Raw genomic sequence first — 21,995 nt, 5'->3', positions numbered from 1 at the left:
TCGGTCCAGGAAGGGCGTGCATGGATACAGGCTCCCAGAGCCGGGTCTCAGGTTTGAAGACGGGCAGGGAGAGTAGGCCGGCAAGAAAAACTTGTCAGTTAGTATTTCGCTGAACGGGCGAAGCACTGGCTGTTGAGCGTCTACCATGGGGCGCATGGATACGAAGCAGCCAGCAGGAGTGTCTGACACATTCACGCAGCGCCTGGATGCCTTGGAAGTCGCACTTCCCGACCTCATCCAGGCCAACCCCGAGCCTTCCGACTTCTGGGAAGCGTTCTTGGCCGTGGCGGACCCGTTGGAGGGCGAGGCCGGGCCGCATCAAGGCCTGGTCCAGCAGCGCATCGCCACCATGCTTGCACGGCACGGGCGTTACATTTCCTTGGCCCCGCTAGGAGAGGAGTGACCCATGTGCTACTCGGCCCAGGTATGGGCGGACTACGACGCATATGTGCGCGCGCGTTTAGCCGATGCCAAGCGAAAGTTCGCGACTAAGCCCACGAAGACCGCAGAAAAAGACGCCGAGATCGCCCCGCGCAAGATGGAGCAGCTCAAGGGACAGCTCGCCACCCTCAAGCGCAAGGAGGACCGCCCGAGCGACCACCGGATCTTCCCCGGCATGTATGCGCCGGTCATGGTCTGGGAGGAGAGCAAACGCGTCATCAAGCCCATGCGCTACCAGTGCCGGCCCGCCGGCAAACCGGCCTCGGGTTCTACCCCGAAATCTCGGCTGGCAGATTAGGACGTTCAGTTCGATTCGTTTGGCAGCGTCGAGGGCTCAAATGGAAGACATGCAACCAGAGACAACTGCGACAGATGCTGAGAGGGCCGCAGCGATCATCAGCGCGGTGCCGCTAGATCGACGCTCCGGACGCTGCCGGTAGCGGAGGCCAACATAGACAGCTGCAGCTGCGACAATCGCGACAAGATAGTGACCGCTTGATGCAGTCACCATGAAGATGCATGCCGCGGCAATGGCCGGTGTCTTATGCAGCGGATTGGAGGGCTCGACCATAGTGAGTGCGCTTGGGGAGACGCACCTGAGTCTAATTGAAGTGGAGCATGGCTCAGTCGCGACGCTGACCGATAGCGACTGGCAACTGGCGCGTTCTATGGAGATTAGGGAGCGTTATCGGGGGTAGGGCACGTGTTCGTTCCAGCCCCCGCGGATAGCTGACCATCGCTTATACCGGTTCGCGGCGGCCGCTCTGTGCGAGGCGGAACAAGTGTCACCAAGATGCCGGCCGGGCTACGGTTCCCCGCAGCCCGGGACCTCAGTTCCATCGGTACCCCACTGGGCACCTGTACGAAGGATCCGTTACAGCTCTGATCGCCGCAGCAGCTGCGCATTGATCGCCACAATCACCGTGCTCGCGGACATCAGGATCGCTCCAACCGCGGGTACCAGCAGGATGCCCGCCCATGCCAGCACGCCGGCGGCCAGCGGTATCGCAACGATGTTGTAGCCCGCCGCCCACCACAGGTTCTGGACCATCTTGCGGTAGCTGGCCCGGCTGAGGCTGACGATGCGGGCGACGTCGCGCGGATCGGAGCGAACCAGCACCACGTCTCCGGCTTCCACAGCCACGTCCGTGCCGGCCCCGATCGCGACGCCCACGTCCGCCGTCAGTAGGGCAGGGGCGTCATTGACGCCGTCGCCCACCATTGCAACCTTCCTGTCCCCCTGCTGGAGCTCCTGGATCTTGGCAACCTTGTCCTCGGGCAGGACTTCAGCAAAGACCTTGTCGATATTCAGTTCGCGGGCCACGGCCTCGGCGACAGCCCAGGAATCACCCGTCAGCATGGCGACCTCGATGCCGGCGGCGTGGAGCCGTTCGATGGCTTCACGCGACTCGGGCCGTACAGCGTCGGCGATGGCGAACGCGGCGATCACGCGGTCATCGGCGATCAGGTAGCTGGCAGATTGTGCATTTCCAGCGGCAACGTCAGCAGCTTCCTGGATGACTTTTCCGGGTTGGACGCCCAATTGCCTGAGCATGCCCGGGCCACCGACGTGAAGCGTCCGGCCTTCCACCTCGGCGCGCACACCAACGCCGGGCATCGACTCGAAGCCTCTCGAGGCTGGCACATCAAGCCCGCGTTCGTTCGCACTCGTGGTCAGCGCATTCGCAATCGGGTGTTCCGCGTCCCGCTGCACGGCTGCAGCCCATCGCAGGGCGTCTTCCTCGCTCGTCCCGTCTTCGACCGTCATCGCCACCACCCGGTGCGATCCCAGGGTGAGCGTGCCGGTTTTGTCGAACACAACCACATCGAGATTGCGGGCCTCTTCCAGGCCACGACGATCACGTACCAGCAATCCGTTGCGCGCCCCCATCGTCGTCGAGATCGCCGTTACCAGCGGCACCGCCAGGCCCAATGCATGCGGGCAGGCGATCACCAGGACGGTAACGACGCGCGTAATGGTGAAATCCAGCGTCGCACCGAATGCCCACCACGCGATGAAGGTCACGACGCCGGCGCCGATGGCGACGAACGTGAGCCAGAATGCCGCACGATCGGCCAACGCCTGGGCACGCGAGCGGGATGACTGGGCCTGGGCGACCAGGCGCATGATCCCGGCCAGGGCAGTGCGGTCCCCAGTGCCGGTCACCTCGACCCGCAACGAGCCCTGGCCATTGACCGTCCCCGCGATCACTTCATCGCCTTCGTGCTTCTCGATGGGCTCTGACTCGCCGGTGATCATTGATTCGTTGACGCTGCTTCGCCCTTCCTTCACGACGCCGTCGGCGGGGATGCCGGCTCCCGGCCTGATCAGCAACAGGTCTCCTTCCCGGAGCGCGTCGATCGATACCGACTCGGTCTGGTCCCCGCTGGTGATCCGGACCGCGGTATCAGGCAGCAGCTTGGCAAGCTCATTGAGGGCACCCTGGGCCTGGAAGATCGAGCGCATCTCGATCCAGTGACCCAGGAGCATGATCGTCACGAGGGTCGCCAGCTCCCACCACAACGCTTGTCCCGGATACCCCAAGGTGACCGCCGCGCTGTAAATGAACGCGACGCCGATCGCCAGCGAGATCAGCGTCATCATTCCCGGGAGCCGGTTCGAGAGCTCGTCCCACGCGCTACGCAGGAACACCCAGCCGCCGTACAGGAAAACAGCGGTACCGAAGATGGCGGGAATGTAGGCCGAACCGGGGAACCGCGGCGCGGTGTACCCGAACCATTCCTGGAGCATCGGTTCCCACACCAGGGCGGGGATCGTCAATGCCAGGCTCAGCCAGAACTTGTCGCGGAACATCTCCACGCTGTGGCCGGCGTGCTTGTCGTGCCCCGCATGAGCGTCGGCGTGCTCGCCATGCGCTTGATGATCGTGCTGATGATGGTCGTGTTGCGTCATGAGTCTGCCTTCCAGGATGGGCTAGCGTAATACTGCATCAGTAGGGAAACGGATCCGATGTTCTACAGGTGCCCGGATCTGGCGATGGCCAAAACCAGCCGAAGCGAGAGCAGTCCTGCAGCGGCAAAAGCCAGGATCGCCAGTAACGACAGGTGACCGAACACTTGCGGGCCGTCCGAATGCAGGCTCAACAGCGCGCCGCTCAGGTACAAGCCCAAGGTGACCAGCGCCAGCGCAAGCCGGTTACCCGTGCGGGCAAGTGTCTCCTGCGTGGAACTCAAGCCGTGGTGGTGTACAGAAAAGGCCGGGCGACCGTCACTCAGCTGCGCCTGCCGCAACAGATCAGCGGCGATCTGCGGCAACTGGCGTGCAGTGCGGGCCAGCCGCATGGCAATCGGTCGACTGCCGCCAGGGCGGCTGGAATCGGCGATATGGGCGATGTCCGCTGCCCGGGCCGACAGCGTCCCGAGCAGGTCCAGGTCCGGGTCCAGTGCCCGCAGCGTGTTTTCGACCAGGAACAGCGTCCGGATCAGGGACAGCAGGTGGGCCGGAAGCCGGAAGCCGGCGCCCTGTCCAATCCGTGCCACGCGCCAGATCGCCTCGGCAATAGACCACTCCGCCAACGGGCGGCTGGCCATCTCGGCCAGGATCAGGTGGATCTCGCGCACATGCGATCGACGATCCACCTGCGGAGGGAAGAACCCCAGGGCGATTGCCGCATCCAGCACGCCTTCGGCATCGTCTGCTGCAATGGCCTCGACCATGCCGCCGAGCGCTAGCCGGGATGCGGGATCAAGCACGCCAATCGAGCCGAAATCATGCAGGCACAGACGGCCATCGTCGAAGAAGAACAGGTTGCCCGGATGGGGATCGGCATGGAACACGCCGGCCCCGAAGAGCTGGTGCACATAGGCTTCGAGCAGCCCATTCGCCAGCGCTGGCGCGGCCGTGGTTCCGTATGCGGACTCCAGGCGGGTCCCGTAGCTGCGGTCCTGGACGATCACGTCGCGAGCAGCATACGGCTCGACGACGTGCGGCTGGGTAATGGAAGGCAGGGAATCGAGCACCTTGGCCATGCGCCGCATGTTCTGCGCCTCGTGACGCATATCGACCTCGTTGCGCAGGAACGCACCCAGTTCGTCCACGAGCTCGAGCGGGTGGTGGCGCCTGAGCGGTGGCCAGAGCCATTGGGCCACCCGCACCGTGCGCCGCAGCAGCCGCAGGTCAGCCTGCACCTGCGCATGGATGCCGGGGCGAGTGACCTTGACGACCACATCCCGACCGTCATGCATGCGCGCCGGGTGGATCTGCGCCACTGAAGCCGCAGCCAGCGGCCTGTCATCGAAGCTGGCAAAGAGCTCATCGACAGGTGCCCCGAACGCCTGTTCGACAATGCGCCTGGCCTGGTCCGCAGGAAACGCCGGCACGTCGCTGTGCAATTGCGACAGCGCCTCGCGATAGGGCGCAGGCAGCAGGTCCCAGCGCAAGCTCAAGCCCTGGCCCAGTTTGACGAAGGTGGTGCCCAGCCCCACCAGGGTGGTGCTGATATAGGCGGGAAGCCGGTCGGGTGCCCGCCGGCGCAGCCGAAGCACGGTGACTCCGAGCTTCAGTCCGGCCCAGGCTATCTGGCCTCCGCGCCGCACCGTGCCAGCCATCAGCGCAAAGCCCCGGCCGGCCGGCTCACGACGCCGACCCCGTTTCCGGGCGCAGGATCGTGTCCGGGTCACCCCGGTCCTCCAGCGCCGCCAACTCCGCTTCGGACAACAGACTGTCGCGGGACTCGCCAAGGACGCCCGCGGCCGCGTCGACCACGTGTGCCCAGGTGCTGCGGTTGGCAAATAGCAACCCCGGCACGTCCAGCGTGCCTCCGCGGTTGACGAAGCCCAGCGCCGCGGTCGTAGCCGGACCTGTGTCCAGCCGGCGCAGGGCGCCGAGGAAAGGATCCGGGCGGGTGTGTGTGACAAATACGCGGGGCCGGCCGACCGGAAACAGCGCCTGCACCGCGCTGTCCGGATGCGAGTACCGTGCTTCCTCCGGATCGCGGGGCTTGCGGAAGCGGCCGGGCTCGCTGAGATAGATGATTGCTGCCGACACGCCGCGTTCGACCAGACGCGCCTGCGCGCGGCGTACTTCCTGCAACTGGTAAGCCCCGGTCGCGACCAGCAGGATCGGCGCCGTCTCTGGATCGCCGTCCAGGCACAACGCACCGTTGGCTGCCAGCGCCTGTGCCTGGTCAGGCGTCAGTTCGTGGGGCAACGGGCGCTTGGGGACGACCAGGGTGGTGACGGTGCCGCGCTGCGCGTAGGCGTGGGCGAGGGCGGCTGCGGCGCCGTTGGCATCAGGAGGGAACACCACGCGCGAGACGTCGGCCATTTCGCCCAGGAGCGCCTCGGCCATGGTCGGATCCTGGTGGGAAAGCTCGTTCTTGGCGTTCTCCCAGGTATGGGACGTCAGGACGAGCGGAACGCCGAGCCAGCCGGGTGGCCGGCCGGCCTGGGCCTGGTGCCGCCCGAAAATCAGCTCCTGGCGGATTGCGCCCAGCATCTTCGGGGCAAACGCTTCATACGTCACTACCAGATTCAGCCCGCCCTTGTTGCCGAGCGCGGCGCAGACCACCGCTTCCTCGTTGAGCGCCGTAATGACCGCGCCCGTGGTCGATTCTGCGACGCCGGGCTCGGGCTCGTGCACCCGGTGCTTCATCGCGTCCAGGGTGCGGTCGAGCTTGTTGCTGCGCAGTTCGTCGGGATTGCCCACGCGCACGCGCAGCCCGGGATTCGCTTCGGCGATGGCGACGAACTGTTCGTCGAGCGCGGTCATCGGCGAGCTTTCGCCCCCGACGCCACGGTCGGCGACCATGGGAACGCGGGGCGGCTCCACCTGGCGATCGGCCAGCGCATGGTCGCGCTCGCGTACCCGCTGCTGGTCATCGTGGCTGTTGAGGGCGGCAATGGCTTCTTCAAGCTCGGACATGGCCACGAACAGCGCCGCGGCACCTTCATTGAAGAGCGTGCGTGCCTCGGCGTCCTTCGCCGGATTCCCCGGCAGGGGCAGGTTGTGAGAGGCGTTGGTGCCGGCGCCGGGGAAACCAAAGCCCTTGACGGTTTCGGCGATGCCATAGGGCAGCTGCACGTCGGTATCTGGGAGGGCGGCGCCCGCCTGCAGGCGCGACTCCATCACGTGGATCCCCCACGCGATGCTGGCCGGATCGCGGCCGTCCAGCGCGACCGGATCAAAGCCGTTCAATCGCAGGTGCCTGTCCAGCCAGCGCTCGCCGCCCTGCTGGGTGATCTGGCTGCGCTGTTCGATGCGCCGGCCGTTGAGGATGATGATGGGGCTGACGAGCCCGCTGTCCTCGGCACGCCACCAGCGCGGCGCCCAGTCGCTGCCACGCTGCTCCTCGAATGCACCGTCACTCAGGAAGGCGACCAGGCGTTCGTCCTTCAGCGGCGCATGCACGTACTGCAGCTCGGCAAAACCGAGATAGCCGCCCTCCATTACCCCGCCGGCGGTGTGCGCATTGACGTGGGAGCCAAGAGGCGAGGCCGGCGTTCCGTCCGGATTGAGGGTGTAAGCGTAGAAGTCGCCGACGAACCGGCTCAGCCCCGCGTCGGAGCGGTCGTAACGTTCGGCGTGCCTGTCGGTCATGTTGCCAACCAGCAGGTTCAGCGCGTCGATCGCGGCCACGCAGTGTCCCTGGCCCATCATCCACGCGCGGGTGACCCCATCCAGGGCGTCCATCAGCAGGTAGCCGGCATACGCGGGCACCATGTTGAGGGACCCGCCGGTGTGACCTTCTGGCGTGATCTTGAAATCATCGATCTCCAGGGCCGCACCGTCGGTACGGACGCGTTGGCTGTAGGTCATGTGCGCCACCAGCCACATGCCGGCACTGGTGACGCGGTCGGCCGCGGCGAGCCGCTGCCAGGCGGTGCCGGCATCGGGCGTGCGCCCAAGGGCCACCAGTTCGTCCACCATCTGGCGGACCCGAAGCTGGGTGAGCGGGTCATGCCGGATCACGCCGTAGCCGGCAGCCCAATGGGCGAACGCGGGATCGGCCTGGCGGTGGGCGTCGGCCAGTTCAAGGATCCGCTGGCGCTCGGCGGCCGACAGCTGGTCGGCGGTGCAGCAGTTGAGATGCAGGTTCATGTGCCCTCCCGGGTATCGATCGAAGCGGTCATCGCGCATCCTCCAGACCAACGCGCTCCAGGTGTTCAGGCACGCGTGCGCGCCAGCCCAGCTCGCGCTGCACGCGCCCGCGCAGCGTGTCGGCTGCGTCGGGCTCACCGTGGGTGAGATAGACCATGCGCGGTGCGGACGGCGCGGTGCGCATCCAGTCCAGCAGCTCACCGGCGTCGGCGTGGCCAGAGAAGCCTTCAAGCTGCACGACTTCGGCGCGGATGGGAACCTCGCGGCCGAACATGCGCAATGTGCGCTTGCCTGCCGCCAGCGCGGCACCGCGTGTTCCGCCAGCCTGGTAGCCGGCGAGCAGGATGGCGTTGCGGTCATCGGGGCCGAACGCCTCGATGTGGTGCAGTACCCGACCGCCGGTGATCATGCCGCTGGCCGAGATGATGATCATGGGACCGCGCTGGCGGTTGAGTGCCTTCGACTCTTCAACCGTGTTGACGAAGGTCGCCAGGTCGAACATCCGCTCGCAGTCCTCGTCGGACACATGGTGTTCGGAGTGGTGGGCGTGGTAGTGCCGGGTGGCGTTGATGGCCATCGGGCTGTTGAGGTAAACCGGGACGCGAGGTATCTCCCCGCGCTCACGCAGACGTGCGATATGAAGCATGAGGCCCTGGGCACGACCAATGGCAAATGCGGGGATGACGATCACCCCCCCACGGGCGGCGACACGGCGGATGATCGGGGCCAGCTCCGCCTCCTGATCGACTGGAACGTGCTCGCGATTGCCATACGTGGATTCGCACACCAGTACGTCACAGGCGGGCAGGGGCGTTGGCGGATTCATCAGGGATTCCTGCTGGCGTCCGAGGTCGCCGCTGAAGTGCAGGCGCTGGCCGTGGACATTCAGGCTGACGTGCGCAGCGCCCAGGATGTGGCCCGCAGGATGGAACTGCACCGTGAAGCCCGGAGCCACCTCGACTCTGCTCTGGTAATCGTGCCCTCGGAGTTGCTTCAGGCTGTGTCGCGCATCGGCCTCCGTGTAAAGCGGGCGAGGCTCTTTGTGCCGGGAATATCCTTTGCGCGCTGCGTACTTGGCTTCTTCCTCCTGCAGATATCCGCTGTCGGGCAACAACAGCCCGCACAGCGCGACGCTCCCGTGGGTGCAGTGGATCCGCCCACGAAATCCTTGTTTCACCAAGGCAGGCAGATATCCCGAATGATCCAGGTGGGCGTGGGTAAGGACTACCGCGTCGATCGAGGCCGGGTCCACGGGAAAGGGCGCCCGGTTGCGCTCGCGCAGCTGCTTGTAGCCCTGGAACAGCCCGCAGTCCACGAGCACACGCTGGCCATTGGCCTCGATCAAGTAGCGCGAGCCGGTCACCGTGCCGGCGGCACCCAGGAACTGCAGGGTGGGGCGGGAAGGAATGGACATGGGGAACTCCAGTTCAAAAAGGGATGCACGCGAGCAGCACCAAAGGTCGGCGAACCGGCCACGATGCGGTCACGGCCGGACCAACTCCACTGTGTCGTTCACCCGCGGGGTTCCCGAGAGGATCTCCGCCGCGGCGTAGTGGGTATCAAACAACTCGACGATGCGGACCTGCCCAACCGCCTCACGCCGGTAACGAACCCTGCCCGTTCGGGAGCGACGTATCTGTCGCACGTGGCGTACTACGTCCAGGACCTGTCCAACCTGGGCCCCGTCGGCCCGTCCGACACACACCACCAGTGATTCGTCCTGCTGCTCCAGTACTTGGCCCCGCATCCAGATGCTATGGCGAAAGCCGCCATCGTTCGCCCAAGACACGCCGGGCGCCACGAGCGCCATCGCGAGAGCGAGGACAAGCGCAATCCAGCGGAAATTGGTGGGCGGGGCGATTTGGCGGAGGGCAGAGATTTGCGCGTTCATTGAGTTTCCCCTCGTGAAAAAGGCAGTCACGTTCTTCTCCTGCGCAGTTGCCGCTGTTTGATCAACGAATACAGCGCCGGGATCACAGCGAGCGTCAGGATGCTTGAGGACACCATGCCCCCGACCATGGGCGCAGCGATCGGACGCATGACTTCCGAGCCGGCACCGGAGCTCCACATGATTGGGAGCAGACCGGCCATGATGGCGATCACCGTCATCATCTTCGGGCGCACGCGATCCACGGCGCCTTCGACAATGGCATCGCGCAGGTCATTGGCGTCCAGCGAACGCCCTTGCTCGCGACGTTGCGCAGCGCGTGCCTCTAGAGCCTGATCGAGGTAAATCAGCATCACCACGCCGGTTTCCGCGGCCACACCCGCCAGCGCGATGAACCCGACGATCACAGCCACGCTGACGTTGTACCCAAGCGCCCACATCAGCCAGATCCCGCCGACCAGCGCGAACGGGACGGACAGCATCACGATCAGCGATTCGGTCACGCGGCGGAAGTTGAGATAGAGCAGCAGGAAGATCAGAGCTAAGGTGACCGGGATCACGACCCGCATCTTCTCCGCTGCACGTTCCATGTACTCGTACTGCCCGCTCCAGGTGATGAAGTAGCCGGGAGGGAATTCCACGTGCTCGGCCACGGCTTCCTGGGCCGCCTGGACGTAACTTCCCAGATCGCTTTCCCGCGTGTCCAGGTAGATGTAGGTCGCGAGCATCGCATTCTCGGTGCGGATGCTGGGGGCTCCGGTCCGGGCCTCGATGTGCGCCAGTTCCCCCAGCGGTACCTGGGCACCCGACGGGGTGTGCACCAGGACCTGCGTGCCGATCCGGTAGGGATCGTCGCGCAGCTCGCGTGGATACCGCACCACGGCATTGAACCGCTGTCGCCCCTGGATCATGGTGGTCACCACCTCGCCGCCCAGGGCAGCGGCGATCACGTCCTGCACCTCCCCCTGGGTGACGCCGTATTGCGCCAGTGCCTGCGGGTCAGGGGTGATGTCCAGGTAGTAGGCACCGGTGAGCCGCTCGGCAAATGCACTTGTGGTTCCAGGCACCTGGCTGACCACGCCCTCGATCTCCGTGGCCAGGGCATCGAGTTCCTCCAGGTTGTCACCGAACACCTTGATACCCACCGGCGTGCGGATGCCCGTGGCCAGCATGTCGGTGCGGGCCTTGATCGGCATGGTCCAGGAATTGGCGATGCCCGGGAAATCCAGCGCCGCGTCCATTTCCGCAATCAGCTTGTCGACGTCCATCCCATCGCGCCATTGATCCTCCGGCTTGAGGTTGATGACGGTCTCGAACATCTCCATCGGCGCCGGATCGGTCGCGGTCAGGGCCCGGCCGGCCTTGCCGAACACGGACTCGACCTCCGGAAAGCTCTTGATGATCCGGTCCTGCTGCTGCAACAGCTCCGCCGCCTTGGTCACGGACATGCCGGGAAGCGACGTGGGCATGTACAGCAGCGTCCCCTCGTTCAAGGTGGGCATGAACTCGCTGCCCAGCCGGGACGCGGGCCACAGGCTGATGGCCAGGGCCAGCACGGCAACGGCGAGCGTCGCCACGCGATGGCGCAACACCACGTTGATCACGGGCCGATAGACGGCAACCAGGAAGCGGTTCACCGGGTTCTTCTGCTCGGGAACGATCCTGCCGCGCACGAACAGCAGCATCAGCACCGGGACCAGGGTGACGGAGAGCAGGGCGCCCCCGGCCATCGCGAACGTCTTTGTGAATGCCAACGGCTTGAACAGTCGTCCTTCCTGCGCTTCAAGGGCGAATACCGGCAGGAATGAGACGGTGATGATCATCAGGCTGAAGAACAACGCGGGACCGACCTCGCGGCAGGCGTCGATGATCAGCTGTGCCCGGCTGCGCGAGCCGTCGCTGCGCTCGATGTGTTTGTGCGCGTTCTCGATCATCACGATCGCCGCGTCCACCATCGCGCCAATGGAGATGGCGATGCCGCCCAGGCTCATGATGTTTGAGTTCATGCCCAAGGCGCGCATGGCGATGAACGCGATCAGCACACCCACCGGAAGCATGACGATGGCCACCAGTGCGCTGCGTGCATGAAACAGGAACACCAGGCACACCAAGGCGACGATCAGGCTTTCTTCAAGCAGGGTCGTACGCAACGTGCTGATCGCCCGCTCGATCAGATCCGAACGGTCGTACACGGCCTGGATGCTGACCCCTTCCGGCAGCCCGCTTGCCAGTTGGGCCAACTTCTCCTTGACCCCCTGGATCACGGCTCGAGCGTTCTCGCCGTACCGCGCCACGGCAATGCCGGCCACGACCTCGCCTTCGCCATCCAGGTCGGCGAGGCCGCGGCGCTCGTCAGGGACCAGTTCCACGCGTGCAACATCCCGGATCAGGACCGGGGCGCCACCATCGGCTTTCAGCACGAGGGTCTCGATATCCTCGATGCCCTGCAGGTAGCCACGACCGCGCACCATGTACTCGGTTTCGGCCATCTCGATCACGCGGCCACCCACGTCCCGGTTGCTCGCGGCCATCACTTCGCCCACTCGCGACAGGGGGATGTCGTACTCGCGCAGCCTCGCCGGGTCGACCGTGACCGAGTATTGCCGTACGAACCCGCCGACACTGGCCACTTCCGCCACGCCCGGAGCGGTCGTGAGCTGGGTGCGCAGATACCAGTCCTGCATGGCGCGCAGCTCATCCAGCGAATGCTGATCGCTCTGGAGCACGTACTGGTACACCCAGCCGACACCCGAGGCGTCCGGTCCCAGCGCGGGGACGACGCCCGGGGGCAGGTTCTGGGCGGCGACATTCAAGTTCTCGAGCACCCGCGAGCGTGCCCAGTACAGATCGGTGCCTTCCTCGAAGATGACGTAGACAAACGATGCGCCGAAGAACGAAAAGCCACGCACGTCCCTGGAACCGGGGACCGCCAGCAGCGTGCTGGTAAGCGGATAGGTGACCTGGTCCTCCACGACCTGGGGGGCCTGGCCGGGGTATTCGGTGAAGATGATGACCTGCACATCGGACAGGTCAGGCTGTGCGTCCACCGGGGTGTTCATCAACGCGTAGATGCCACCGGCGACGACCGCAATGCCCATCACCAGCACCAGGAACACATTGCGCACCGACCATTCGATAAGCCGTCCGAGCATCTCAGTGCTCCCCGTGGTCGGAGTGGTCGTCGTGGCTGCCGTGGCCCCCGGGGGATCCATGGTCCGCGTGGTCGGCGTGGTCCGTGTGGTCCGTGTGGTCCTCGTGGTCCCCATGGTCTATGTGGTCTATGTGGTCTATGTGGCCTTCGTGGCCTTCGTGGCCTTCGTGGTCGGGGTGGCCTTCCGGGCCCTGCATCTCGTGATCACCGTTCAAGTGGGAATCATCCATCGCGCCGTGATCATGCTCACCGTGCGCGTCATGGCCCTCGACCGGCACCACGTCGTGATCCCCATGTCCGGTCATGCTCTGCAGCGCCGCCTGCAGGTTGCTCTCCGCATCGATGAGGAAGTTGGCGGACACCACGACGTCTTCGCCTGCCTCCAGGCCGTCCAGGACCTCGACCCGATCACCCCCGCGACGTCCCAGCGTGACTTCACGGGGCGCGAAGCGACCCGGGCCATCCTGCACCAGCACGATCTGGCGCAACCCGCTGTCGAGCACTGCCGAGCGCGGGACCGTCAGGACAGGCTGCGCCGACGGATCCTGCAGTTGCACGGTGCCGAACAGCCCCGGCCGGAGGAGGCCGTCCGGATTGGGAAGGGCGACCCGCACATCCACGGTGCGGGACTGGGCATCCAGCACCGGCTGGACGAACGTCACCTCACCATTGAAGGTGTCGCCGGGCAGGGCCACGGACTCGAAGCGGGCAGTTTGCCCGACCGTGATGTTGGCCGCCTGCGCCGCAGGCACCTTGGCCACCAGCCAGACCGTTGAGAGGTCAGCCAGGCGCAGGACCGTCTCACCGGGCTCGAATCGGGCCCCCTGGACGATGTTTTTTTCCACGACCACCCCGTCCACGGGGGAAGTCAGCACCATGTTGTGGGTGCTTCCCGAGCCGCTCCGGCCAAGCTGCACGTCCTGGATTTCCCAGTTGCGCAAGCGCGTCCGGGCGGCATCGCGCAGTCGGGCCATCGAGGCGGCGCCGGCGGGATCCGTCTCCGCCAGCTTGCGCGTTGTCTCATCGGCCAGCCGGTATTCCTGCTGGGCCGCCGAGAGCTGCGGGCTGTACACCGACAGCAGCGGCTGTCCCGCGCGCACCCGCATGCCGCTCTGGTTGGCGTGCAGGCGTTCCACCCAGCCCTCGAAGCGTGGGGCGATCGCGTACTGGCGGGTTTCGTCCACCTCGATCGTGCCGCTGGTACGCACCTGGATCAGCAGCGGCCCGCTTTGCACGGCTTCGGTGCGCACCCCCAGCGACTGCACCCGGTCAGGAGACATCACGACGGTGCCCGGCGCGCTGGGGGGCGCATCGCCCGCATACACCGGCACGTAGTCCATCCCCATGGAATCCTTCTTGGGAACAGGCGAGGTGTCGGCCAGCCCCATGGGATTGCGGTAGTAGAGGATTTCGCGTTCAGCGGGGGCGGCTGCCGCACCCTCCGCGGTATCCGGCGTGCCGGAACGGCCGGCGATAAAGCCTATGGCCATCGCTGCCAACGCGGCGGCGATCGCCAGTGACAGGCCCTTGGTACGGCTCATGGCATTTCTCCTTCGATGGCGCGCACGGCCGCGGCGCCGGTCAATTCGTCACGTAACGCATCCACCCGGGCCAGGTCGGCGCCTTGCCACTCGTTGAGGGCTTCAAGCAGGGTGCTGAAATCGACCTCGCCGACCTGGTAGCTGGCCAGCGCGGACTGATAGGTGGCGTCCGCCTGTGGCATCAGGCGGTTCTCGATCAGCAGGCGCTGCTCACGGGCGCTTTGCCACTGGGCCCACGCCGAGGCGCCGCGACCCTGCAGCACGCGCTGGGCCTGGTTGGCGCGCGCCAGCGCGGCGTCGTGGAGCAGGCGTGCCTCGCGCTCCCGTTCGCGCCGGGCCCGTTGCTGGAAGGGGATTTCGACTTCCAGCATGAGCTCCGTGCTTTCAACGCCGTTGCCCATCTGCATTGCCCCCACGCCCAGGGTGATGTCCGGGAAGCGGTTGCGCCGCTGCAACGCGGAACTTGCCCGTGCCGCGTCGGCGATCTCACGCTGGGATTGCACGGCGGGGTGGGCATCCACTCCTTCCAGGGCCACGCTCAGCTCCGCGCTCAGCACGTGCAAGGCGGGAACTTCAGCCGGCGGGGCGAGCGGCGCATTGGGGTCACGGCCGAGCAGCGCGTTGAGCCCGGCGATTGCCTCGTTCTTCGCAGAAATGCGCTCGATCCGCTCGCGCTGGAGCGTGGTCTGTTCGACCTGGGCGCGAATGGCGTCCTGCTGCGGTGCCCGACCCAGCGCGTACCGCACGCCTGCCATTTCCTCGATCTGGCGCAGCAGTGCGATGCGTCGATCCAGCACGGCGACGGCTTCGTCCGCGTGCCAGTACCGCACGTAGGCTACTTCTGCGTCGGCCATCAGATCCCGCGAGGCGGCGCCCCGGTCCAGGTTCGCCGCAGCCGCCTCGTGGCGTGCAGCGGTCCGCGCGAGCTCGCGCTTTCCCCACAGCGGAAAGCGTTGGCGCAGCGCGTAGTCGACTTCGCGACCCCCGTCGGCTCGTCGCCAAGGCGCGTCGGGGCCGCGAAAAATGACGGATGCGGACGGGTCGGGCAGGGCGCCTGCAGGATGGATCCGGGCCTGGGCGGCCTCGGCTTCCAACCCAAGGGCGCGAAGCTCCGGGCTGTGCTCAATGAGCCAGGCACGCACCGAATCCACGGTTTGGCCGGGAACCGGTTTTGCAGCGATCGCCGGCAATGTGAGTGCCCAAAGCGTGGCGGCGAGGGCGAGCTGTAGCCACGCAGGGCGGGGTGATCGCCAATACATTGCTTTGCAATCCCTGGACTTCGTGATTGATGCCATTTCGTTCATGCTCTGCCGCGCTCACTCGGAAGGCGGTACGGGAAGGTGGGGACATGCCGTGCGCGGCACGGCCGGTACAAGCACCAGGATTCACCCATTGAGGACGGACCCTGGTATTCAATGCTTTACGCGGCAGCGGCCATCTCACTGCAGCTCTCAGCACATCGCCGGCACATCTCGGCGCAACGTTTCATCTGCTCGTCATTGCCAAATGCCTCGCAGCTGTCCGCACACCGACGACATATCTCGGCACAAGCGTTGCAAACGACGTGATGGGCGCTGGAACCACGCAACATTGCATCCGCGCTCGTCGCGCAGATGTCCGCGCACGTGGAAAGCAGGTTGATGTGATCCGACGCGGCATGGTCGCCGCCTTTGCCCAAGCAGTAGCTGATGGTTTCCAGGCAGATCTGATGACATTCAGTGCAGTTTTCGATGCACGAATTCATCGCCTGGGTTCTGTCCTTCGCGGTATGGTGACTCATGTTGTTGTCCTCTTTACTCGCGGGCAGATAGTCGGCCTGCCCGAAACACCGCCCCTGTTTCGCGCAGCCCTAGTGATTGGAGAACGGTTCGGTCGTTCCATCTCGCCTGACGAGCTCGACGGTGAAGGGTTGTTGGCGAGCGTCGGGCGACTCCATGCCGGGGGAGCCCATTGGCATCCCTGGGAGCACCAGGCCTACGGCATCCGGCTTCTCCTGGAGCAGGCGCTTGATGTCTTCGGCCGGTACGTGGCCTTCAACCATGTAACCGCCAATCTCCGTGGTATGGCACGAGCCCTTCGCGTAGGGCACGCCCAATCGGTCCTTTACCGGCCCCAGGTCCTCCATGTCGTGGATCTCGACCTGGAAACCCGCGTTCTCCATGTGCTCCACCCAGTCGCCGCAACACCCGCACCAAGGTGTCTTGTGGACCACCATCAGGGGGAACTGCGCCGCGGCCACTACCGGCTCGGGTGCGGAATCCGGGGCTGCTGACATGCCGGTTACGGTTTCGCCGCTAGGCACCGTCGTGGCGGTTTCCTGGGAGCAGGCGGCCAGAGAAAACAGGATGGGTGCCAGCCATAGGACGGACTTGGTCAGACGGGTTTTCATGGGTTCTCCAAGGGGCAACGTGGGGTCATTGATAGGGACTGAGCAAGCCGAGCACGGAAACGATCACCAGGATCAGAAGGGCAATGACTCCTTCCAACCCGATGCTCAGCTGCAAATGTCGGATCGGTCGATCGGGTTCGTGTTGGAGCCGGTCCAGCCGGGGCGCCAATCGCCAGCGATGCAGGGCCGCCAGGACAAGCATGGCTGTGAAGAGCGCGAGCTTGAGCGCCATCAGCCGCCCATAGTCACCGGCAAAAAGCGAAGTCATCGACCAGCCGAGAAGCTCTGCGTAATGGAACGCGCCAGTCACGACCAATAGACCGACGAAGATGGTGCCGGGCAGGGCGAACGCGTGAAGCACCGGTCCGAGCGGTGTTGCGCGCCGTCCCTTTCGCACCACGAGCAGGCCCAGCAAGGCTGCGATGGCTCCGATCCACGCACCGGCGGCCAGCAGGTGCACGACCCCGGCGGCGAGCCTCGCACCACCTGAAACTCCATCGCCCGCCGCGGCGTGTCCGTTCCAGGCGAGCGTAGCCAGCGCCACACCAGCCGTGATGCTGATAGCCCGGATCGGAAGCTGTTTGCCAGGCCGACGCTTCCAGACCAGTGCCAACACAAGGAAGAGCAGCGCTGCCAACCGGCCTAATGCGGCGCGACCCGAGGAGGTATCGAGCAAGTACCAGGCAAGGTCTTCGCGCGTCAGTTCAAATGCCCCCATCCCCAGGATGGCTGCCGGAGCGCGCACGACCTCGGTGGCCAGCAATCCCAAGCCCAGCAACGCGCCGCCAAACAGAACTGGGCGCAATGGGACGCCGGGCAGCGGTTGCGGCTCTGGCCGACCTCGGGTCGTTGACGCCGAGGCGTACCAGACGAACAGCGGCAGACCGAACAGCAGCATCAGATCCAGATACTGGAAGAACCGAAGCGCGTAATCGACCTGGCTGCTCATGGCGGCGATCATTCATTCGATAGAGAAGAAAAATTCGCCTGTCATGGGGTGGTTGTCTTCCCCGACGGCCCGCCAATGCACGCGGTAGGTACCCGCATCCAGTGAGTGGTGCGGTTTGGCACGCAGGTTGGTGCCTCCGTTGACCACCTGAACGTCCACATGCGGAGTGGTCGCCCCAGCCGGGTCTGCTTCGTTGACCCGCTCCAATCGGACCGTTGACGCGCGGGGGACCAGTTGCTCGTTGAACACGAGATCGATCTGGGTCGGCGATGCGACGACGTCATCGGCAGCCGGGGAGGACTCGATGAGCGTAATATGGGCTTGGGCAACTGTTGAGATCAGCAGGCCGGCGACGAGGCCGGCACCAATGCCCCAGGAGCGGAATCTGGAGTTGTGGTTCATGGCGGAAACACCTGGGTTCGCCCATCGGGGCGGGACTGCGCGACACCACCATTGGTGCCACGGTCTCCAGCCTATGAATGCGCCGCTGTCAGGTCGGTGACCCGTTCATTACGTTTCTGTCATGTAGCGCTCATTTATCCACATGGCTGTCGCGGGGGTCGGCTGCGCGCGCCGTTACAGCAAGACCAGGAAAATGACGCAAATGTAATGTTCGGGTCATTGCGGCGACAGTCTCGGGCAATTAGGTTCTAGAGCCTTGCGCGCTCCTCCGTAGGCGCACCAGTTCTGGAGATCTTGATGTCCTTCATTTCCCGCGGCTCCGCCGCCCAAAGCCTTGGCCTGAGCCGGCGGCAGTTCGTCCAGGGCCTGGCCGCCGGTGGAACCCTGTTGGGCCTGGGTGCATGGCCCAGGCAAAGCTGGGCATTGCGCTCACCGGGCCAACTGGAGGTACTCGCGGGAACGCAGTTCGATCTGAGCATCGGCGAAACGCCCGTCAACTACACCGGCAAGGTCCGACCAGCCATCACCATCAACGGCTCCGTACCTGGCCCGATCCTGCGCTGGAAGGAGGGCACGCGGGTCCAGCTGCGGGTCCGCAACGACCTGCCACGTGGATCGATCCACGGTGACACGACCTCGATCCACTGGCACGGCATCCTGCTGCCTTCCAACATGGACGGCGTCCCCGGCCTGAGCTTCGATGGCATCGATCGTGGGCAGGGCTTCCTGTACGAGTTCGATGTCCGCCAGGGTGGCACGTACTGGTACCACAGCCATTCGGGGTTCCAGGAACAGGGCGGGATGTACGGCCCGCTGATCATCGATCCGATCGACCCGGAGCCCTTCACGTATGACCGCGATTACGTGGTCTTCCTGTCCGACTGGACGGACATGGATCCGGCCCGGCTGTTCGACCGGCTCAAGAAGTTCTCGGAGTACGACAATTACTACAAGCGCACCGTCGGCGACTTCATCCGCGACGCGCGCGAGGACGGCCTGCGTGAAGCGCTGCGGGACCGCGGGGAGTGGGGGCGCATGCGGATGACGCCCACGGACCTGTCAGACGTCAATGCCCACACCTACACGTTCCTCATGAACGGCGTCACGTCGCTGGGCAACTGGACGGGACTGTTCCGCTCCGGCGAGAAGATCCGCCTGCGCATCATCAATGGGTCGGCGATGACCTATTTCGACGTGCGCATTCCGGGCCTGAAAATGACCGTGGTGGCCGTTGATGGCCAGTACGTGCACCCGTTGACCGTCGACGAAGTGCGGCTGGGCGCAGCCGAGACCTTCGATGTGATTGTCGAGCCAACCGGGCAGGATGCGTTCACCATCTTCGCCCAGGACAATGCGCGCACCGGATACGTGAGCGGCACGCTGGCCGTGCGGGAAGGCCTGAGGGCTCCGGTTCCCGCAGTGGATCCGCGACCGCTCCTGACCATGGCCGACATGGGCCATGGCGATCACGGTGCGCATGGAGGCGGACACGCAAGCGCACCCCCGACCGGTGGGCACGCCGGTCACGGAGGCCACGACGACCATGCTTCCCATGGGGCGAACGCCCAGCATGGGAACGGAGGAATGCAGCAACACCCGGACAGTGAGACCAACAATCCACTGGTCGACATGCAGACCATGACGCCTGAGCCCAGGCTCGCCGACCCTGGCATCGGGCTGCGGGACAACGGACGCCATGTGGCCACCTACGCCGAACTGAAAAGCCTGTTTCCCGATCCTGATGGACGGGAGCCGGGGCGAACGGTGGAACTCCACCTGACCGGACACATGGAGCGGTTCTCCTGGTCATTTGATGGCATCCGGTTCAACGATGCCGAGCCGTTGCGCCTCAACTACGGCGAGCGCATGCGCATCGTGCTGGTCAACGACACCATGATGAGCCACCCGATCCACCTGCACGGCCTGTGGAGCGACCTGGAGGACGAGCAGGGCAACTTCCATCTGCGCAAGCACACGGTGGACATGCCGCCCGGGACCAAACGAAGTTATCGGGTCAGGGCGGATGCGCTCGGTCGCTGGGCGTATCACTGCCACCTGTTCTATCACATGGAAGCGGGCATGTTCCGCGAAGTGAGGGTGGAAGAATGAAGCCGATTCGATCCGCGCTGTGGCTTGCCCTTGCCGTGGCTCTGACGGCAACCGGGACGGCCAATGCCCAGCAGTCCCCCCCAAACGATCATTCCGCCCACGCCCCGACCCCACCTTCCACGGAGACGGCCGACAGCCACGGGGAACACCACACATCGACTGAAGATTTGCACGGAGAGGAGACCGGGCATTCCCAGGCGCATCATCAGCACGATCTCGACCATTCCCCGATGGACCACCATCAGCACGACGGCGACCATTCCCGGATGGACCACCATCAGCACGACGGCGACCATTCCCGGATGGACCAGCGTCCGGGCAATGTCGACCATTCCCAGATGCAGCACGATCCTGATGATGTCGATCATGCGCAGATGGACCATGGTCAGCACGGGGACCAGACTGATGGTCAGGCGCACGCGGACCACTCGCATGCGGCGAGTCCGATGGATTTGAACCACGGTCTGCACGATCCCATCCCCCCGGTCACGGACGCCGACCGCGCCGCCGCGTTCCCGGACCTGCGGCACCACCACCAACATGGGTCCAGCCGCCACTCCTTCTGGCTTCTGGACCAGCTTGAAACCTCAGACGCCAGCGGCGGCACGGACATCAGCTGGGAAGGAAGCGCCTGGGTTGGCAGCGACCTCAACCGCATGTGGCTGCGTACCAAGGGCCACGCCCTGGACGGGGACGTGGAAACGGGGCGGATCGAGGTGCTGTACGGGCGGCCGATCCGCCCCTGGTGGGACCTCGTCGCGGGAGTTCGCCAGGATTTCGGCGACGGTCCATCACGGACATGGGCCGCGTTCGGGGTCCAGGGAATGGCTCCCTACTTCTTCGAGATCGAGGCCACCGGCTACGTCGGTGAGGGCGGCCGCACGGCGCTGAACCTGGAAGCCGAGTACGAGATGCTGCTCACCAATCGCCTCATCCTGACCTGGGAGGCAGAGGCCACGGCATTCGGAAAGTCCGACCCGGAGCAGTTGGTTGGATCCGGACTGAGCACGATAGAGGCCGGCCTGCGGCTGCGTTACGAGTTCAGTCGCCGGTTTGCGCCGTACATCGGGTTCGAGCGCGAATGGAGCTACGGGCGCACGTCGGATCTGCGTGCACTCGCTGGCCACGACAGCGGCGACAGCAAATGGGTCGTCGGGGTACGTCTATGGTTCTGAGGAGACTTGATCATGAACGAACAGCGCGGATCTGGGCCGGACAATAGCGCCGACGTATCGCTTTATCGCCTGGCAACGAGCGATCACCTGTGCCCCTACGGCCTGAAGGTGAAGTCGTTCCTGAAAAGACGTGGATTTTCGGTTCAGGACCACCTGTTGAAGACGCGGGACGAGGCTGATCGCTTCATGCGCGAGCATGGGGTCAAGACCACGCCCCAGGTGTTCATCGATGGTGCGCGAATCGGTGGCTATGAAGAAGTCCGCGCGCATTTCGGCAAGCCGCTTCCCGGTCAGGATGAGACGACGTATCAGCCGGTGATCGCGATTTTCAGCGTCGCCTTGCTCATGGGACTGGCGATCAGCTGGTTTCATGACGCAACCATCTTCAGCATCCACGCCATTGAAGCCTCGATCGCTGTTGCGATGTGCCTGTTGGGTGTCCAGAAGCTCCAGGACATTGAAAGCTTCTCGACCATGTTCCTGAACTATGATCTGCTGGCGCGCCGTCATGTGCCCTATGCCTACTTCTATGCGTTCGGCGAAACGCTGGCAGGCGTGCTGATGCTGGCCGGCGCCCTGATGTGGATCGCGTCACCGCTGGCGTTGTTCATCGGCACGGTAGGGGCGGTGTCGGTAATCAAAGCCGTCTACGTGGACAAACGAGCGCTCAAATGCGCATGCGTGGGCGGAAACAGCAAGGTGCCGCTGGGGTTCGTCTCGCTGACAGAGAACCTGATCATGATTGCCATGGCCATTTGGATGCCTCTGCGCATGGGTTGGTCGTAGCAAGGCACCCAATCATTTTTCCTCTCTCCCCGTAGACGTGCAGGAACTGTGCGTTGTAGAAGGAGCGGGCTGTCGGTCTAGTGACGCGAACATTACATAGCCGT

17 protein-coding genes are annotated in these 21,995 nt (G+C 64.9%); 6 read left to right on the top strand and 11 right to left on the bottom strand.

Translation table 11 applies throughout. The features are described 5' to 3' along the window. The first annotated feature begins 154 nt into the window (after positions 1-154). Complete coding sequence (locus WCE59_RS01905) at positions 155-403, top strand: hypothetical protein (RefSeq protein ID WP_343256999.1); 249 nt, start codon at positions 155-157, stop codon at positions 401-403. 3 nt (positions 404-406) lie between these two features. After that, positions 407-739 (top strand): hypothetical protein, encoded by a 333-nt coding sequence (locus tag WCE59_RS01900; protein WP_343256998.1) that lies wholly within the window; start codon positions 407-409, stop codon positions 737-739. Positions 740-1,315: 576 nt separating this feature from the next. Here WCE59_RS01900 and WCE59_RS01895 read toward each other — a convergent pair. The 4 genes from WCE59_RS01895 to WCE59_RS01880 form a co-directional block, all read right to left on the bottom strand. Further along, a complete protein-coding gene (locus tag WCE59_RS01895; protein WP_343256997.1) occupies positions 1,316-3,355 on the bottom strand; it encodes a heavy metal translocating P-type ATPase in 2,040 nt (679 codons plus the stop codon). Positions 3,356-3,417: 62 nt separating this feature from the next. Continuing rightward, positions 3,418-4,947, bottom strand: a complete 1,530-nt coding sequence (locus WCE59_RS01890; protein WP_343256996.1) for an ABC1 kinase family protein — start codon at positions 4,945-4,947, stop codon at positions 3,418-3,420. Between the two features lie 88 nt (positions 4,948-5,035). Then, positions 5,036-7,501 (bottom strand): phosphoketolase family protein, encoded by a 2,466-nt coding sequence (locus WCE59_RS01885; protein WP_343256995.1) that lies wholly within the window; start codon positions 7,499-7,501, stop codon positions 5,036-5,038. Between the two features lie 28 nt (positions 7,502-7,529). Further along, complete coding sequence (locus WCE59_RS01880; protein WP_343256994.1) at positions 7,530-8,915, bottom strand: MBL fold metallo-hydrolase; 1,386 nt, start codon at positions 8,913-8,915, stop codon at positions 7,530-7,532. 138 nt (positions 8,916-9,053) lie between these two features. On the opposite strand from WCE59_RS01880, the gene WCE59_RS01875 reads away from it, so the two are divergent. Further along, positions 9,054-9,215, top strand: coding sequence for a hypothetical protein (locus WCE59_RS01875; RefSeq protein WP_343256993.1), 162 nt, complete (start codon positions 9,054-9,056; stop codon positions 9,213-9,215). A gap of 203 nt (positions 9,216-9,418) precedes the next feature. On the opposite strand, the gene WCE59_RS01870 is transcribed toward WCE59_RS01875, so the two are convergent. The 6 genes from WCE59_RS01870 to WCE59_RS01845 form a co-directional block, all read right to left on the bottom strand. Further along, a complete protein-coding gene (locus WCE59_RS01870) occupies positions 9,419-12,541 on the bottom strand; it encodes an efflux RND transporter permease subunit (protein ID WP_343256992.1) in 3,123 nt (1,040 codons plus the stop codon). Between the two features lies 1 nt (position 12,542). After that, positions 12,543-14,081: an efflux RND transporter periplasmic adaptor subunit gene (locus tag WCE59_RS01865; protein WP_343256991.1), complete on the bottom strand. Its 1,539-nt coding sequence runs from the start codon at positions 14,079-14,081 to the stop codon at positions 12,543-12,545. Further along, complete coding sequence (locus WCE59_RS01860; protein ID WP_343256990.1) at positions 14,078-15,223, bottom strand: TolC family protein; 1,146 nt, start codon at positions 15,221-15,223, stop codon at positions 14,078-14,080. The genes WCE59_RS01865 and WCE59_RS01860 overlap by 4 nt, the downstream gene beginning before the upstream one ends. Positions 15,224-15,930: 707 nt before the next feature. After that, the gene (locus WCE59_RS01855; RefSeq protein WP_343257102.1) at positions 15,931-16,356 is read right to left on the bottom strand and encodes a DUF411 domain-containing protein; all 426 of its coding nucleotides are present in this window, start codon (positions 16,354-16,356) and stop codon (positions 15,931-15,933) included. 139 nt (positions 16,357-16,495) lie between these two features. Further along, positions 16,496-17,419, bottom strand: coding sequence for a copper homeostasis membrane protein CopD (gene copD / locus WCE59_RS01850; RefSeq protein WP_343256989.1), 924 nt, complete (start codon positions 17,417-17,419; stop codon positions 16,496-16,498). A 12-nt stretch (positions 17,420-17,431) separates the two neighbouring features. Further along, the gene (locus WCE59_RS01845; RefSeq protein WP_343256988.1) at positions 17,432-17,821 is read right to left on the bottom strand and encodes a copper resistance protein CopC; all 390 of its coding nucleotides are present in this window, start codon (positions 17,819-17,821) and stop codon (positions 17,432-17,434) included. A 297-nt stretch (positions 17,822-18,118) separates the two neighbouring features. Between WCE59_RS01845 and WCE59_RS01840 the strand changes: the two genes are divergently transcribed. Then, positions 18,119-19,930, top strand: coding sequence for a copper resistance system multicopper oxidase (locus tag WCE59_RS01840; protein ID WP_343256987.1), 1,812 nt, complete (start codon positions 18,119-18,121; stop codon positions 19,928-19,930). Here WCE59_RS01840 and WCE59_RS01835 read toward each other — a convergent pair. Next, positions 19,885-20,349: a hypothetical protein gene (locus WCE59_RS01835; RefSeq protein ID WP_343256986.1), complete on the bottom strand. Its 465-nt coding sequence runs from the start codon at positions 20,347-20,349 to the stop codon at positions 19,885-19,887. The two genes, WCE59_RS01840 and WCE59_RS01835, sit on opposite strands and share 46 nt — an antisense overlap. A 27-nt stretch (positions 20,350-20,376) precedes the next feature. Here WCE59_RS01835 and WCE59_RS01830 point away from each other — a divergent pair, with 27 nt between their 5' ends. After that, positions 20,377-21,105, top strand: coding sequence for a copper resistance protein B (locus tag WCE59_RS01830; RefSeq protein WP_343256985.1), 729 nt, complete (start codon positions 20,377-20,379; stop codon positions 21,103-21,105). A 12-nt stretch (positions 21,106-21,117) separates the two neighbouring features. Further along, a complete protein-coding gene (locus tag WCE59_RS01825) occupies positions 21,118-21,891 on the top strand; it encodes a glutaredoxin family protein (RefSeq protein WP_343256984.1) in 774 nt (257 codons plus the stop codon). Positions 21,892-21,995 lie beyond the last annotated feature (104 nt).

The sequence above is a fragment of the Luteimonas qiangzhengi genome, from assembly GCF_039548515.1.
Taxonomy (GTDB): domain Bacteria; phylum Pseudomonadota; class Gammaproteobacteria; order Xanthomonadales; family Xanthomonadaceae; genus Luteimonas.
The sequence above is the reverse complement of the archived record's forward strand: the minus strand, read 5'-3'. Positions and strand labels throughout refer to the sequence as shown.

Bases quoted from the DNA above. Each gene is read 5' to 3' on its own strand.
- WCE59_RS01905 (WP_343256999.1), top strand. From the start codon at position 155: ATGGATACGAAGCAGCCAGCAGGAGTGTCTGACACATTCACGCAGCGC.
- WCE59_RS01900 (WP_343256998.1), top strand. From the start codon at position 407: ATGTGCTACTCGGCCCAGGTATGGGCGGACTACGACGCATATGTGCGC.
- WCE59_RS01895 (WP_343256997.1), bottom strand. From the start codon at position 3,355: ATGACGCAACACGACCATCATCAGCACGATCATCAAGCGCATGGCGAG.
- WCE59_RS01885 (WP_343256995.1), bottom strand. From the start codon at position 7,501: ATGAACCTGCATCTCAACTGCTGCACCGCCGACCAGCTGTCGGCCGCC.
- WCE59_RS01880 (WP_343256994.1), bottom strand. From the start codon at position 8,915: ATGTCCATTCCTTCCCGCCCCACCCTGCAGTTCCTGGGTGCCGCCGGC.
- WCE59_RS01870 (WP_343256992.1), bottom strand. From the start codon at position 12,541: ATGCTCGGACGGCTTATCGAATGGTCGGTGCGCAATGTGTTCCTGGTG.
- WCE59_RS01865 (WP_343256991.1), bottom strand. From the start codon at position 14,081: ATGAGCCGTACCAAGGGCCTGTCACTGGCGATCGCCGCCGCGTTGGCA.
- WCE59_RS01855 (WP_343257102.1), bottom strand. From the start codon at position 16,356: ATGTCAGCAGCCCCGGATTCCGCACCCGAGCCGGTAGTGGCCGCGGCG.
- copD (WP_343256989.1), bottom strand. From the start codon at position 17,419: ATGAGCAGCCAGGTCGATTACGCGCTTCGGTTCTTCCAGTATCTGGAT.
- WCE59_RS01845 (WP_343256988.1), bottom strand. From the start codon at position 17,821: ATGAACCACAACTCCAGATTCCGCTCCTGGGGCATTGGTGCCGGCCTC.
- WCE59_RS01840 (WP_343256987.1), top strand. From the start codon at position 18,119: ATGTCCTTCATTTCCCGCGGCTCCGCCGCCCAAAGCCTTGGCCTGAGC.
- WCE59_RS01830 (WP_343256985.1), top strand. From the start codon at position 20,377: ATGGATTTGAACCACGGTCTGCACGATCCCATCCCCCCGGTCACGGAC.
- WCE59_RS01825 (WP_343256984.1), top strand. From the start codon at position 21,118: ATGAACGAACAGCGCGGATCTGGGCCGGACAATAGCGCCGACGTATCG.